This is a genomic window from Streptomyces sp. A2-16, assembly GCF_018128905.1.
In the GTDB taxonomy this organism is placed as follows: domain Bacteria; phylum Actinomycetota; class Actinomycetes; order Streptomycetales; family Streptomycetaceae; genus Streptomyces.
Map to the genome: position 1 here is coordinate 4,330,264 of NZ_CP063808.1, position 15,004 is coordinate 4,345,267.

Here is a 15,004-nt window from a genome sequence, read left to right on the forward strand (position 1 = left end):
TCCCGCCTAAATCATCTCGAATCGAACAGCCTCACGCCGGGGGCTCAGCATGCGCCTCGGTGATACGAAAGGAAACCCCCGTGTCAGCTGCCAGGAAGCGCGTCGCCGTGGTCGGCGTGGGAACGATGGGCAGCCAGGCCGCCTGGCGGCTGGCCGCCCGCGGCGCCGAGGTCGTCGGGTACGACCGGTTCGCCCCGGGCCACGACCGCAGCGCCGCCGGCGGCGAATCCCGCATCTTCCGCAGCGCGCACTTCGAGGACTCCCGGTACGTCCCGCTCCTCCAGCACGCCGACGTCCTGTGGGACCGCCTGCAGCGGGAGACGGGCCGGGAACTGCGGCGCCTGACCGGATGCCTGCTCATGGGCCCCGCCGAGCACGAGCAGATGGCCACCGTCCTGCAGTCCATCGCCGAGCACGACCTCGACCACGAGGTCCTGGACGCCGAGTCCCTCGCCAAGCGCTTCCCCCAGTACCGCCTCGACGACGGCGACGCGGCCGTGCTCGACCGCCACGCCGGTCTCATCCGCCCCGAACTCACGGTCCAGACCGCCGCCCGCCGCGCCGAGGAACTGGGCGCCGAGATCCGGCGCTACACCCCCGTCCGCGAGATCGTCCCGCTGGCCGACGGCGTGGAGATCCGCACCGACGCGGGCAGCGAGCGCTTCGACACCGCCGTCGTCACCCCCGGACCGTGGGTCAACGACCTGCTGCCCGACCTGCCCTGGGAGGTGGACGTCCGCCGCCTCGTCAGCGCCTGGTACGTGCCCAGCACCGACACCTGGTTCGGCGAGGAACGCCCCGCCTTCATCCGTACGGCACCCACCCACTGCTACGGCCTGCCCTCCCCGGACGGCGTCTCCGTCAAGCTCGGCCTGTCCCGCGCACTGCACCGGCCGGCCGGCGACCCGAACCGGCTGGACCGGACCGTGCAGCCGGAGGAGCTGGAGATCTTCACCGAGTTGATGGGCCGCTACCTGCCGGATCTCCACCCCGACCCGATCCGGCTCTCCGTGTTCATGGAGGGCTACACCGAGAGCAGCCGCCCCCTGGTCGGCCCGCTGCCCGGCGCCGAGCACGTCATCCTGCTCGCCGGATTCTCCGGCCACGGCTTCAAGCTCTCGCCCGCCTTCGGCGACATCGCCGCGGACCTCGCGCTGGACGGCACCTCGCCCCAGCCCATCGACTTCCTCTCCACCCTCGACCGCGCGGAGGCCTGACCATGGACGACACGACCCTCCGCGTAGGCACCCTGTGTGCCGAGCCCGGCGTCAAGACCCGCGGCACCGTCCGCGCCGACCTCGGAACGCTCACCGTCGACATCCCGGTCACCCTGGTCAACGGCACCCGCCCCGGACCGCGAGTGGTGATCACCGCCGGTGTGCACGGCGGTGAGTTCACGCCCGTCGACGCGGCCGCACGCCTCAGTGCGCTGCTGGAACCCGGCGAGGTGAGCGGGCAGGTCATCATCTGCCCGGTCGCCAACCCTCCGGCGGTGTACCAGGGACGGCTCAACGTCTCCCCCCTCGACGGCGTGAACATCAACCGCGTCTTCCCCGGTGACCCGTCCGGCGGCCCCACAGAGCGGCTCGCCGCCTGGCTCTTCGCCCACCTGGTCGACGGCGCGGACGTCTACGTCGACCTGCACTGCGGCGGCATCGACCAGGTCCTGCGGGACTTCGTCGGCTACCGCCTGACCGGCGACCCGGACCTCGACAAGGCGACGGCCGAACTGGCCGCGTCCTTCGGCATCGAGGACGTCATCCTCGGGCTGCAGCCCGACGGCGGCAACAGCCACGCGGCCGCCGCCCGGCGCGGCATCTGCGCCGTGCTGGTCGAGGTGGGCGCGCTCGGACAGCGAGACGCGGCCACGACCCGCCGCCGTGTCGAGGGACTGTGCCGGGCACTGCGCCACCTCGGCGTGCTGGACCCGGACGGCTCCGCCCCGGCGCCGATCCGCGAGTGGGTCTGGTCCGCGGGCGTCACGGCCGAGGCCATGGGCCTGTGGTACCCCGAGTTCTCCCTCGACGGCGACGTCATCGGCGAAGTGGCGGAGGGCGACGTCCTCGGTCGCATCCTCGATCCGGCCGACGGCCGCGAGCACACGGTCCACGCCCCGGCCGACGGGCGGATCTTCTACGCCATGCACGGTCTGACCGTCGCCCCGGGCGCCGAACTGGCCGCCCTGGCCGTCCCGTGGGACCCCGACACGGCCATCGGCGCCTTCCGCACCCCCGGCGCGGGCGTCGGGTCCGACGAGGCGAACCCTCGTCCCTAGTTCCCCGCCCTCCAGAAACCCCGTCCCTAACTCCCTGCCCTTCAGCTCTTCACTCACGTCCCCCCGGCCGCTCCTCTGTCCAGGCCGGCAGCACCAGGAGGCACACCATGAAAGATGCCCGGATCGACCGCAGACTGTTCCTGCGCGGAATAGGCGGGGTCACCGCGGGTGTCGCGGCCGCGACAGCTCTCAGCGGCTGCGGGACCGGCACCAGCCGGTCCGTAGCCGGCGGCGGTGGCAAGAGCTCCAAGACCTTGGTCGTCCGTGACAGCGGGGGCACCTACGGCGACGCCAACAAGAAGGCCATTTACGACGCGTTCACCAAGGAGACCGGCATCCGGATCGAGGTGGTGAACATCCAGTACGCGCAGATGCTCGCCCAGATCCAGCAGGGCCGCCCGCAGTTCGACGTCATCGACGACTCCATGTCCGACTTCCTGCGCTTCAAGAAGGCGGGCGCCACCGAGGACCTGGACTACGACCGTCTGAAGAACTTCAAGAACGCCGGCATCGCCAAGACCCTGGTCACCTCCAACGCCGTCGGCAAGAACTACTGGGCCAGTGTGATGGCCTACCGCACCGACGCCTTCAACGGGAAGAAACCTTCCTCCTGGGCCGACTTCTGGGACACCGACGCATTCCCCGGCGACCGCGCACTCCAGGGCCTCGACGCCGACCGTCCCGTACTGGAGTTCGCGCTGCTCGCCGACGGAGTGCCCCTGGACAAGCTGTATCCCCTGGACCTGGACCGCGCCTTCAAGTCCCTGGACCACATCAAGGGCTCGATCAAGAAGTACTGGGACACCGGCGCCCTGCCCGGCGTGCTGCTCGGCCGCAAGGAGGTCGTGGCCACCGACGTCTGGCACGGCCGCCTCGACGCGCTCATCAAGCAGGGCGCGCCGCTCGCCTACCAGTGGAACGGCGCCCGACGGCAGAGCAACGCGCTCGGCATCCCCAAGGGAGTCGCCAACCTGGATGCCGCCTACCAGCTCATCGACTTCGCGCTGCGGCCCGACATCCAGGCGCAGTACGCAGAGCTGTACCCGATGGCCCCCTCGGTGCCCGGCGCCTACAAGAAGCTCTCCCCGGCCACCGCCGCGAACCTGGGCAGCTCCCCGGATCACCTGAAGACCGGCTTCGACCTGGACGTCGAGTGGTGGGCTGAGAACCAGGACGCGGTCGACAAGCGCTGGCAGGAGTGGACGCATGCCTGAGACCCACGTGATGACCGAGCCTTCCCTCACCGCGCCCGCGGCACTGGCCGGCAGCGGCAAGGCCCTGTCCGTACAGCGACTGCGCAAGACGTATGCGGGAGTGACCGCCGTCGACGAGGTCTCCATGGAGATCGCGGCGGGGGAGTTCGTCACCTTCCTGGGGTCCTCCGGCTCCGGCAAGACCACCACCCTGATGATGATCGCCGGGTTCTGCGAGCCCGACTCCGGCAGCATCGTCGTCGGCGGCAACGACGTGACCCGCCTTGCCCCGCAGAAGCGCGGACTGGGCTTCGTCTTCCAGCAGTACCTGCTCTTCCCGCACATGACGGTGTGGGACAACGTCGCCTTCCCGCTGCAACTGCGCGGGGTGCCCAAGGCGGAACAGCGCCGCCGGGTCGGCGAGACGCTGGAGATGGCCGGCCTGTCCAAGCTGGCCCGCCGACGACCCCGAGAGCTGTCCGGCGGCCAGCAGCAGCGCGTCGCGCTGTGCCGGGCCCTGGTCTACCGGCCCCCGGTGATCCTGATGGACGAGCCGCTGGGCGCCCTCGACAAGAAGCTGCGCGACCAGATGCAGACCGAGATCAAGCGCATCCAGCAGGAACTCGGCCTGACCGTCATCTATGTGACGCACGACCAGGAGGAGGCCCTCGTCCTGTCCGACCGCATCGCGGTCATGCGCGACGGGCGCATCGACCAGTTCGACACCCCGCAGGAGCTCTTCGAGCGTCCCCGCACCCCCTTCGTCGCCGACTTCCTCGGCGCGGCGAACTTCCTCCCGGGCCGTGTCGAGGAACAGACCACGGACCACACGCTCGTACGGCTGGACACGGGCGGCCTGCTCAAGGCCCGCCCGCAGTCCGCCCCGGACGGCGCACGGGTACGCGCGGCGGTCCAGCCCGGCCGGCTTTTCCTGTGTCCCGCCGGCGACGGGTTCTGTACCGGGACCGTCGAGACGGTCACCTACGTCGGCACCCTCGTCCGAGTCACCGTCCGCCCCCTCGGCGGCGAGGACGCCGACGTCGTACGGCTGGAACTCCCCGCCGGCCGCGCCCCGGACCTCGGCGCACGTGTGGACCTCGCCGCGGACCCCGCGAACGTCAGCGTGTACCCCGACGCGGAAGACGGGGGGTGAGCAAGATGGCCGTACTCGCTCCGGCACCGGGCTCCACCGCCCCGGTGACCCGCAAGAAGGCATCTGGCCACGCGCTGTCCGACCGTCGCACCCGTTTCGGACTGCTCAACGCCGCACCCATCGTCGTCTACCTGCTGGTCCTCTTCGTCTATCCGATCTTCAGCATCCTGATGCTGAGCCTCAAGGGCGAGAGCGGAGGCTTCACCCTCCACTGGTACGCCGACGCCTTCCAGGGCGCCAACCTGGAGATCCTCCTCACCACGCTGCGGATCTCCGCCGAGACCTCGCTGCTCAGCCTGGTCATCGGGTTCGTCCTGGCCGCCGCGATCTCCCGGCTCAAGCCCCTGTGGGCGGGCCTGGTGATGGTGGTCGTGGTCGTCCCGCACTTCATCAGCGCGCTCGTGCGCACCTACGGCTGGATCATCCTGCTCGGTGAACACGGCGTCGTGAACAATCTCCTGACGGGTCTTCATGTCCCGGGCGCCCCCTTCCAGTTGCTCTACAACGAGCTGGGAGTCGTCATCGGCACCACCTCGGTGATGCTGCCGTACACCGTGCTCCTGCTGTACGCGGTCATGAAGGGCATCGACCGCCGACTGACGGCCGCCGCCGCCAGCATGGGCGCCGGCCGGGTGACCATCTTCCGCCGGGTCTACGTCCCGCTGGTCGCTCCCGGACTGGTCAACGCCGGCGTCCTGTGCTTCATCCTCTGCCTCGGGTACTACATCACCCCCGCCCTCATGGGCGGCCCGAAGCAGACCATGGTCGCCTCGCTCATCGACACCCAGGTCATGAAGCAGGACCAGTGGAACGGCGCCTCGGCCCTCGGGATCATCCTGCTCCTGCTCACCTTCGCCGGACTGCTGCTGCTCAAGTTGCTGAAGTCCGCGGGCGAGGCGTACCGGAACCGAGGTACGACGTCATGATCGAACTCCGCTCCACCCTGGCCGGACGCGTCACCCTGACCGTCCTGTCCACACTGATCCTGCTGTTCCTGGTGCTGCCGATCGTCGTCATCGTCATCACCTCCTTCGGCAAGGACGCCTTCGGCTCCTTCCCGCCCACCTCCTGGACGCTCAACTGGTACAAGGCGCTGGTCGCCGACGGCAGCAAGTGGCCGGCCGCGCTCTCGCTCAGCATCCTGGTGGCCTGCCTGACCACCGTCTTCTCCCTCGTCCTGGGGATGACGGCGGCCACGGCCCTGGTCCGCAGCCGACTGCCGCTGCGGACAGCGGTCTACGGCCTGGTCCTGGCGCCCCTGGTGATCCCCCAGGTCGTCATCGCCCTCGGCCTGTTCCTGCTGTTCGAACCGGCCTCGATGCTCGGCAGTCCGTTCGCCATCGCCCTCGGCCACACCGTGCTGGCCTCGCCGATCGCGGTGATGATCCTCATGGCCACCCTGCAGGGCATCGACGAACGGCTGGAGGACGCGGCCGCCAGCATGGGCGCGGGCCGCCTCACCGTGGCCCGGCGCGTCACCTTCCCGCTGGCCATGCCCGGACTGATCGCCGCGGCGATCTTCTCCTTCATCACCAGCTTCGACGAGTTCTTCATCGCGCAGTTCCTGTCCTCCGTGGACACCGTGACCCTGCCGGTCCAGGTGTTCAACGTCCTCCAGTACGACGTCGACCCGTCCGTGACCGCCGTCAGCGCGATCCTCATCGGGGTCGCCGTCGTGGCCCTCACCCTCGTCGGAGTGGTCCGCCGGATCAGTGGCGCCGGCCGGCAGGACGGCCTGCTGCCGACCGAACCCGGCGTCGGACTCGCCGCGGGAAGCGAAGGCGCGTCATGATCACCGGCACCCGCAGCCCGGCCGCCGAACTGTCCGCCACGGCGACCCGACACCTGCTGCTCCACATGACCCCCAACGGTTCGCTCGGCCCCGAGGGCGAGGACCTCCTCGTCGTCCAGCGGGGCGAGGGCCCGTACGTTCACGACACGGACGGCAGACGCTACATCGACGGCCTGTCAGGGCTGTACTGCTGCCAACTCGGCTACTCCTACGGCCCCGAGTTCGCCGAAGCCGCCGAACGGCAACTGCGCGAGCTCTGCTACAGCCCTCTGTGGACCGGCTCCGCGCACCCCGCGGCCATCGAACTCGCCGAGCGGCTGGCCCGGATCGCCCCCGTCGACATCGAGCACACCTTCTTCTCCGGCGGCGGCGCCGAAGCCGTCGAGGCGGCCTGGAAGATCGCCCGCCGCTACCACGCCCTGCGCGGCGAACCGGGCCGTACCAAGGCCATCGCCCGGCGCGGGGCCTACCACGGCCTGACCATCGGGGCGCTGTCGTTCACCGACGACCCGGGTCTGTCGGAGCCGTACGGCCCGCCGGCGATCGACACCCGCTTCGTGTCGAACACCAACCGCTCCGGACTCGCGCGGCAGTTCGCGGACGACGAGGCGTACACGGCATGGCTGCTCGCCGAGTTGGAGGCCGTCGTCCTGGCCGAGGGCCCGGAGACCGTCGCCCTGCTCATCGCCGAGCCGGTGCAGAACCGGGGCGGCTGCATCACCCCGCCGGAGGGCTACTGGCAGGGCCTGCGGATGCTCGCCGACCGGTACGGCTTCCTGCTCGTCGCCGACGAGGTCATCACGGCCTTCGGCCGGGTCGGGGAGTGGTTCGGCGGGGACCGCTACGGCGCCCGCCCTGACCTGGTCACCGTCGCCAAGGGCATCACCGCCGGATACGCCCCTCTCGGCGCGACCCTGGTCGGCACCAAGGTGGCCGAGGTCATCAACCGGCCCGGCGCCGTCCTCAACCACGGTTACACCTTCGCCGGGCACCCGCTGAGCGCGGCCATCGCCCTGCGCAACCTGGAGATCATGGGGCGGGACCGGATCCTGGAGAACGTCCGCGCCCTCCAGGGCGACCTGGCGAAGCGCATGACGGCCCTGAAGGACCTGCCGATCGTCGGTGACGTCCGCGGCACCGGGTTCTTCTACGCCTGCGAACTCGTCGGCGACCTCGACGACGGCGGCTTCAGCGACACCGCCCGCAAGGAACTCGTCGCCGGTCTGATCCCGCGTCGACTGCGCGAAGCCGGCCTGCTGGCCCGCGTCTACGACCGCTCCGCACCCCTGGTCCAGATCGCGCCCCCGCTGATCAGCGACCGCTCCGTCCTCGACCGTATCGCCGCGATCATCGCCGGCACCCTCGCCGAGGCCTCCGCACGCCTGTGATCCACGCACGCAAGCATTGGAAAGGAACGACATGTACTCCATCGGTCCGCTGACCGTCGCCCCCGGCGAGCGCGCCCAGGGCCTCATCCCGGTCGGCACCAGCAGCTACGGCGTGGAGCTCGGCATTCCGCTCATCGTCGTCAACGGTGCCCAGGACGGCCCCGTCCTGTGTGTGGACGCGGGGGTGCACGGCGACGAGTACGACGGCCAGGAGGCCATCCGGCGTGTCCTCGCCGACGTCGACCCGGCCACCCTGCGCGGCACGATCGTCGGCATCCCCTGCCTGAACACCCCGGCCTTCGAGGCCGCCGCCCGCGCGAGCGGCATCGACCACCTCAACCTCAACCGCATCTTCCCCGGTGACGCGGAGGGCTCGTACTCGCAGCGCCTGGCCGCCACCTTCGTCGAGCAGGTCGTCCCGGCCGTCGACGCCGTGGTCGACCTGCACACCGGCGGCGCCTACGGCGAGATCGCCCCGCTGGTCATCCTCCAGGGCGGCTACGAGGACCTGGCGACGGACCTGGCACTCGCCGCCGGGCACGAACTGGTCTGGAAGGGCGGCAAGTGGGGCGGCACGGTCCGCCACCCCGTCCTCGAGGCCGGCAAGCCCGCCATCACCATCGAGTGCGGCGGCGCCACCTACCGCGAGGCCAACGTCGAGCGGCACATGCACTCGATCCGCAACATCCTGCGCAGCCTCGGCCTGATCGACGGCGAGGCCGAGCTGCGGGACACCTACACCACCGTCTCCGGCACCTTCGCCCGCTCCGCCGCCGGCGGCTTCTTCGTCGCCCGCGCCGAACCGGGGGAGACCTGCAAGGAGGGCGACCTGATCGCCACCATCACCGACCACTACGGCAACACGCTGGAAGAGGTCACCGCCCCGCAGGACGGCATCGTGCTCTGGGTCCGCCGGATCCGCACGGTCCGCCCCGGCGACGAGGTCGTCATCTTCGGCGAGGTGCTGGGGGAGATGCGGCCATGAGCGGCGAACTGCAGCTGACCGAGCTGCTGATCGACGGCAAGCAGGTCCCCGCCGCCGACGGCCGCACCTTCACCGTCCTCGACCCGTCGAACGGCACGGCCATCGCCCAGGTGGCCCTGGCCGGAACGGCGGACGTGGACCAGGCGGTGGCCGCCGCGCGGGCGGCCTTCACCGCCCCCGAATGGGCCGGTATGCGGGCCGCCGACCGCGGCCGCATCCTGTACCGGATCGCCGAGGCCATCCGCTACCAGGGAGAACGACTGGCGCGGCTGGAGAGCCAGGACGTCGGCAAGCCCCTGCGGCAGGCCAAGGCCGATGTCGAGGCGGCGGCCCGCTACTTCGAGTTCTACGCGGGCGTCGCCGACAAGCTCGGCGGCTCGACGGTCCCGCTCGGCCCCGGCCTGCTCGACTACACCGTCCGGGAGCCGATCGGCGTCTCCGGCCACATCATCCCCTTCAACTACCCCCTCCAGAACACCGCGCGGGGCTCGGCCCCGGCGCTGGCCGCCGGCTGCACGGTGGTGCTCAAGCCGTCACCCGAGGCCCCGCTCACTCCCCTGGAGATCGGCCGGATCGCCCTGGAGTGCGGGCTGCCCCCGGGCGTCCTGAACGTCGTCCCCGGCGACGGCGAGACCGGGGCCGCCCTCGCCGGACACCCTGACATCGACCAGGTCACCTTCACCGGGTCCGTGGCCACCGGCATCAAGGTCGCCCAGGCCGCCGCCGCCAACGTGGTCCCGTCCGTCACGGAACTGGGCGGCAAGTCCCCGGTCGTCGTCTTCGCCGACGCCGACTTCGACCTGGCGCTCGGCGCAGTGGCCGCCTCGGCGTTCGGCAACGCCGGGCAGACCTGCTCGGCCGGCACCCGGCTGCTGCTCCAGCGCGGCGCCGAGGAGTTCCTCGACAAACTCGTCGCCCACGCCGCCTCCCTCAGCATCGGCCCCGGTCTGAGCGACCCGGACGTCGGCCCGCTCGTCGCCGCACGGCAGCGGGACCGGGTCCTCGGCTATCTGGACCTGGCGCGGCAGGAGGGCGCGGTGGCACGGTCCGGGGGAGGCGCTCCCTCGGACCCCGGCCTGGCCGACGGCTACTACGTCCAGCCGACGGTCCTCACCGGGCTCGACAACCAGGCTCGTTGCGCCCGGGAGGAGATCTTCGGCCCGGTGATCACGGTCATCGAGTTCGACGACACGGCCGAGGCACTGGAGATCGCCAACGACAGTCCGTACGGCCTGGCCTCCTATGTGTGGACCCGTGACATCGACAAGGCGATGCGCATGGCCGAGGGCATCCGGGCCGGCCAGGTCTACGTCAACGCCACCGGCGTCGGCACCGGCGTCGAGCTGCCGTTCGGCGGCTACAAGCACAGCGGCTGGGGCCGGGAGAAGGGCCTCGAAGGCCTCGCCAGCTACCTGCAGACCAAGAACGTCTGCATCGGATTCGGAAACCGGTCATGAGATACCGCACGCTCGGTGAGCGCGGCCCGACCGTCTCCGTGGTCGGCGTGGGCGGCAACAACTTCGGTGCCCGCCTCGACGAGGACGGCACCAAGGCCGTCGTCCACGCCGCCCTCGACGCGGGGATCACCCTGTTCGACACCGCCGACATGTACGGCGGGGGCGGAGAGCGGGGCGGCGCGCGCGGCGACGGCGAACGGCTGCTCGGTGCCGCCCTCAAGGGCAGGCGCGACGAGGTGGTGCTGGCCACCAAGTTCGGCATGGAGATGAGCCAGGACGCCGACCTGTACGGCCCGCGCGGAGCCCGTGGCTACATCAGGTACGCCGTCGAGGCATCGCTGACCCGGCTCGGCACCGACCGGATCGACCTGTACCAGTACCACGAGCCGGACGGCGTCACGCCCCTGGAGGAGACGGTCGCGGCGCTGCGGGAGCTGGTCGACGAGGGCAAGGTCAGGTACATCGGCTGCTCCAACCTCCCGGCCGGGCACCTCACCGACGCCTTCGTCTCCACCCAGGCCCGCTACCACCTGCTGGACCGCGAGGTGGAGCGGGAACTCGTCCCGGCGTGCCTGCGCCACGGCGTCGGCCTGCTGCCGTACTACCCGCTGGCCAACGGCCTGCTCAGCGGCAAGTACCGGCGCGGTGAGCGCCCTCCACCCGGAAGCCGGCTGTCCTGGCGACAGGGCTGGCTCACCGACGCGGCCCTCGACCGTGCCGAGGCACTCACCGAGTACGCCGTCGCCCGCGGCCTGACCCTCCTCCAGGTCGCGGTCGGCGCACTGGCGGCCCTGCCCGCCGTCGGCTCCGTCATCTGCGGCGCCATGACACCCGACCAGGTCACCGCCAACGCGGCGGCGGCCGACTGGATCCCGGGTGCGGCCGACCTGGCCGCCCTGGACGCGCTCGTCGCCCCCGGCGAACGCGTCGTCTGAAGTCCCCACCCAATCCAAAAACCCGCGAGACCGAGGCTGCACACCATGCGAGAGATCGTCACCTTCGACGCCTATGCGACCCTGATCAACTTCGAGCTCGGCCCGACGACCCTGAAGGTCCTCGAGGACCGGCTGGACCTGGACAACCTGGACGTCGACGAGTTCCTCGACGACTTCCGCGTCATGCGCTTCCAGGCCGTCCTGGAGGCCTACCGCCCGTACCACGAGATCCTGCACTCCAGCCTGCGCAACGCCATGCGCCTGCACGGCCTGGAGTACCGGGAGTCCGACGGCGACGCCCTGGTCGAGGCCGTCCCCACCTTCGGTCCCTTCCCGGAGGTCCCGGACGCGCTGCGCGCCCTGAAGACCCGGTACGAGATCGCCATCATCTCCAACACCGACGACAACCTGATCGCGCGGAACGTGGAGAACATCGGCGTCGAGTTCGACCACGTCATCACCGCCCAGCAGGCCGGCGCCTACAAGCCGGACCGCCAGACCTTCGAGTACGCCTTCAAGACCATGGGCGTCGAGCCGTCCCAGGTCATCCACACCGCCCAGGGCTGGGAGTACGACCACATCCCGACCCGCGACCTCGGCCTGAAGCGCCGTGTGTGGATCAACCGTTACGGCCGCCCCGGCAGCGCCGACTACCAGCCCTACGACGAGCTGCCCGACCTGTCGGGCCTGCCGAAGCTGCTCGGCTGCTGACCTTCGGCGCACCGGCGACACAGGACCGAGAAAGACAGAGGACGCACGCCATGAAGCAGATCCCCTACTGGCTGGACACCGCTCCCGCCCTGCCCGACCGTTCCCAGAAGGACCTGCCCGACGAGGCGGACGTGGTGGTGATCGGCGGCGGCCTCACCGGGCTGTCCACCGCCTACCACGCCGCCCGCAAGGGCGCCCGGGTCGTCCTCGTCGAGAAGGACAAGGTCGGCTCGGGTGCCTCCGGGCGCAACGGCAGCATGTGCACCCAGGGCATCACCATCAGCCCCGCCGAGGCCCGCAAGCGCTACGGGCAGGAGCGGGCCCGTGAGCTCTACGACGCCTTCCGCGAAGCGGTCGACGTCGTCGAGAACCTCACGGTCCAGGAGCAGATCGACTGCGACTTCAACCGCTCGGGGCGACTCGGCCTGGTCTGCAAGCCCGGGCACTTCGACGGCCTGCGGGCCAAGCAGCGCGACCTGGCCGACAACTTCGGCCACGAGACGGTCGTCCTGAGCAAGAGCGAGCTCCGTGCCGAGATCGGCACGGACTACTACCACGGCGCCCTGCTCGACCCGCTCAGCGCGGGCCTGCACGTGGGCAAGTTCGTCGGCGGCCTGGCGGACGCCGCCGAGCGTGCCGGCGCCGAGATCCACGAGCGCAACGCCGCCACCGGCCTCACCCGCCTCCCCGGCGGCGGCTTCGTGGTGGAGACCCTGCACGGCACCATTCGTGCCAAGCAGGTCATGGCGGCGACGGACGCCTACACCGACAAGGCGATGCCGTGGTTCCGGAAGCGGCTGATCAACGTCGGCAGCTTCATCATCGTCACCGAGCCGCTGGGGGAGGCCCGCGCCAAGGAGCTCATCCCCAACGGGCGCCTGCTGGTCGCCCACAAGAACGTCGGCCACTACGTCCGCCTCACTCCGGACAACCGCCTCGCCTTCGGCGGCCGGGCCCGCTTCGCCCCCTCCAACCCGGCCTCCGACATCAAGAGCGGCGACATCCTCAAGCGGGAGATGACCGAGATCTTCCCGCAGCTGGCGGGTGTGCGCATCGACTACGTGTGGGGCGGCATGGTCGGTTTCTCCTGGGACCGCATTCCGCACGCGGGCGAGGTCAACGGCCTCTACTACTCCATGGGTTACTGCGGACACGGCGTCCAGATGGCCACGTACATGGGCCGCGCGGTCGCCGAGATGATGGACGGCAAGCCCGAGGCCAACCCGATGCGCGGCTTCGGGTTTCCGAAGGTGCCCGTCCCCTTCTACAACGGCACCGCCTGGTTCCTGCCGTTCGGCGGCGCCTACTACAAGGCGAAGGACAAGCTGCTCTGATCCGACGCCGCCGGTGACGCCGGGGGGACTTTCCGCGAAGCGGTCGTGGAGGGCCCCCGCGGCGTCGGAGCGCTACGGCTCCGCGGCCCCACCTCACCTCACCCCTGCTCCCCGCCCGAACCCCTCGAGACAAGGCCCGCACTCCCATGACCGCCGCCGTAGCCACCCGCAGCGAGCACGACCTTCTCGGTGACCGTGACGTCCCCGCCGAGGCGTACTGGGGCATTCACACCCTGCGTGCCATGGAGAACTTCCCGATCACGGGTACGCCGATCTCCGCCTACCCGCACCTGATCGACGCGCTGGCCGCCGTGAAGGAGGCCGCCGCCCGCGCCAACGAGGAACTCGGTCTGCTCGCCCCCGAGAAGGCCGCCGTGATCATCGAGGCGTGCCGGGAGATCCGGGACGGCAAGCTGCACGACCAGTTCGTGGTCGACGTGATCCAGGGCGGGGCCGGCACCTCGACCAACATGAACGCCAACGAGGTCGTCGCGAACCGCGCGTTGGAGCTGCTGGGCCACGAGAAGGGCCAGTACGCGCACCTCCACCCCAACGAGGACGTCAACCTCGGCCAGTCCACGAACGACGTCTACCCCACCGCCATCAAGACAGCGACGATCTTCGCGGTGCGGGAACTGCTCAAGGCGATGGCGGTCCTCCAGGACTCCTTCGCGGCCAAGGCAGTGGAGTTCCGCGGTGTGCTGAAAATGGGCCGCACTCAGCTCCAGGACGCCGTGCCGATGACATTGGGCCAGGAGTTCTCGACGTTCGCGGTGATGCTGGACGAGGACCGCAGCCGCCTCGCCGAGGCCGTCGAGCTGATCCACGAGATCAACCTCGGTGCCACCGCGATCGGTACCGGTCTCAACGCTCCAGCCGGGTACGCCGACTCGGCGCGCCGTCACCTCGCCGAGATCACCGGACTGCCGCTGATCACCGCCGCCAACCTCGTCGAGGCCACCCAGGACTGCGGCGCCTTCGTCCAGATGTCGGGCGTGCTCAAGCGGATCGCCGTGAAGCTGTCGAAGAGCTGCAACGACCTGCGGCTGCTGTCGTCGGGGCCGCGCGCGGGCCTGGGCGAGATCAACCTGCCGCCCGTGCAGGCCGGCTCGTCGATCATGCCCGGCAAGGTCAACCCGGTGATCCCCGAGGTCGTCAACCAGATCGCCTTCGAGGTGATCGGCAACGACGTCACCATCACCATGGCCGCCGAGGCCGGACAGCTCCAGCTCAACGCCTTCGAACCGATCATCCTGCACTCCCTGTCGGAGTCCCTCACCCATCTCCGCGCGGGCTGCCTCACCCTGGCCGAGCGCTGCGTCGACGGCATCACCGCCAATGAGGACGAACTCCGCGCGGCGGTCGAGAACTCCATCGGCCTGGTCACCGCGTTGAACCCGTACATCGGGTACACGGCCGCCACCGACATCGCCAAGGAAGCCCTCGCCACCGGCCGGGGCGTGGCCGAACTCGTCCAGGAGAAGGGCCTGTTGCCCGCCGAGACCCTTGCCGAACTGCTGCGGCCCGAGATCCTGGCAGGCGGCGCCCAGCTGCCGGCCTGACGGGGTCGGCCAGACGGTCGCCTACCGCTTCCGTCGCGGGGGCGCCAGCCTCCTGCTACCCGAGCGGCCGGCACCCCCCGGCATCTTCATCAACCACCTAGTCGCGGTGGGAGAACGCCGGTCGCTCGACGAAGGCATGTTCGTCGGCGGCGTCGACACCGAGGGGAGCCCGCCGGCACAGGAGGAGCGCCGATGAGCACGCGCATCAGCATGGGGCCC

General features: G+C 70.5%; 13 protein-coding genes. All 13 read left to right on the top strand.

Annotated features, from left to right (window positions below):
* Positions 1-80: 80 nt before the first annotated feature.
* The 13 genes from solA to aspA all read left to right on the top strand — a co-directional run bounded on the left by solA (position 81) and on the right by aspA (position 14,785).
* Positions 81-1,217, top strand: a complete 1,137-nt coding sequence (gene solA, locus IOD14_RS19425) for an N-methyl-L-tryptophan oxidase (RefSeq protein ID WP_123993221.1) — start codon at positions 81-83, stop codon at positions 1,215-1,217.
* Between the two features lie 2 nt (positions 1,218-1,219).
* Positions 1,220-2,275 (top strand): succinylglutamate desuccinylase/aspartoacylase family protein, encoded by a 1,056-nt coding sequence (locus IOD14_RS19430; protein ID WP_249125965.1) that lies wholly within the window; start codon positions 1,220-1,222, stop codon positions 2,273-2,275.
* Positions 2,276-2,382: 107 nt separating this feature from the next.
* Positions 2,383-3,489, top strand: coding sequence for an ABC transporter substrate-binding protein (locus IOD14_RS19435; RefSeq protein ID WP_123993220.1), 1,107 nt, complete (start codon positions 2,383-2,385; stop codon positions 3,487-3,489).
* Entirely contained in the window at positions 3,482-4,621 is a 1,140-nt protein-coding gene (locus IOD14_RS19440) for an ABC transporter ATP-binding protein (protein ID WP_212670907.1), read from the top strand. Before IOD14_RS19435 ends, IOD14_RS19440 begins: the two co-directional genes overlap by 8 nt.
* 5 nt (positions 4,622-4,626) lie before the next feature.
* Positions 4,627-5,547, top strand: a complete 921-nt coding sequence (locus IOD14_RS19445; protein WP_212670908.1) for an ABC transporter permease — start codon at positions 4,627-4,629, stop codon at positions 5,545-5,547.
* A complete protein-coding gene (locus tag IOD14_RS19450) occupies positions 5,544-6,413 on the top strand; it encodes an ABC transporter permease (protein WP_123993217.1) in 870 nt (289 codons plus the stop codon). Before IOD14_RS19445 ends, IOD14_RS19450 begins: the two co-directional genes overlap by 4 nt.
* Positions 6,410-7,801 carry an aminotransferase class III-fold pyridoxal phosphate-dependent enzyme gene (locus tag IOD14_RS19455; protein WP_212670909.1) on the top strand — a complete coding sequence of 464 codons (1,392 nt, stop codon included), beginning with the start codon at positions 6,410-6,412 and terminating at the stop codon, positions 7,799-7,801. The genes IOD14_RS19450 and IOD14_RS19455 overlap by 4 nt, the downstream gene beginning before the upstream one ends.
* Before the next feature lie 31 nt (positions 7,802-7,832).
* Complete coding sequence (locus tag IOD14_RS19460) at positions 7,833-8,786, top strand: M14 family metallopeptidase (RefSeq protein ID WP_123993215.1); 954 nt, start codon at positions 7,833-7,835, stop codon at positions 8,784-8,786.
* Entirely contained in the window at positions 8,783-10,243 is a 1,461-nt protein-coding gene (locus IOD14_RS19465) for an aldehyde dehydrogenase family protein (RefSeq protein ID WP_212670910.1), read from the top strand. The genes IOD14_RS19460 and IOD14_RS19465 overlap by 4 nt, the downstream gene beginning before the upstream one ends.
* A complete protein-coding gene (locus tag IOD14_RS19470; RefSeq protein ID WP_212670911.1) occupies positions 10,240-11,178 on the top strand; it encodes an aldo/keto reductase in 939 nt (312 codons plus the stop codon). Before IOD14_RS19465 ends, IOD14_RS19470 begins: the two co-directional genes overlap by 4 nt.
* Positions 11,179-11,223: 45 nt before the next feature.
* Positions 11,224-11,889 (top strand): haloacid dehalogenase type II, encoded by a 666-nt coding sequence (locus tag IOD14_RS19475; protein ID WP_123993213.1) that lies wholly within the window; start codon positions 11,224-11,226, stop codon positions 11,887-11,889.
* A gap of 50 nt (positions 11,890-11,939) precedes the next feature.
* Entirely contained in the window at positions 11,940-13,223 is a 1,284-nt protein-coding gene (locus IOD14_RS19480; RefSeq protein ID WP_212670912.1) for an FAD-binding oxidoreductase, read from the top strand.
* A 146-nt stretch (positions 13,224-13,369) separates the two neighbouring features.
* On the top strand, positions 13,370-14,785 hold the full coding sequence (gene aspA, locus IOD14_RS19485; protein ID WP_212670913.1) for an aspartate ammonia-lyase: 1,416 nt from the start codon (positions 13,370-13,372) through the stop codon (positions 14,783-14,785).
* Positions 14,786-15,004 lie beyond the last annotated feature (219 nt).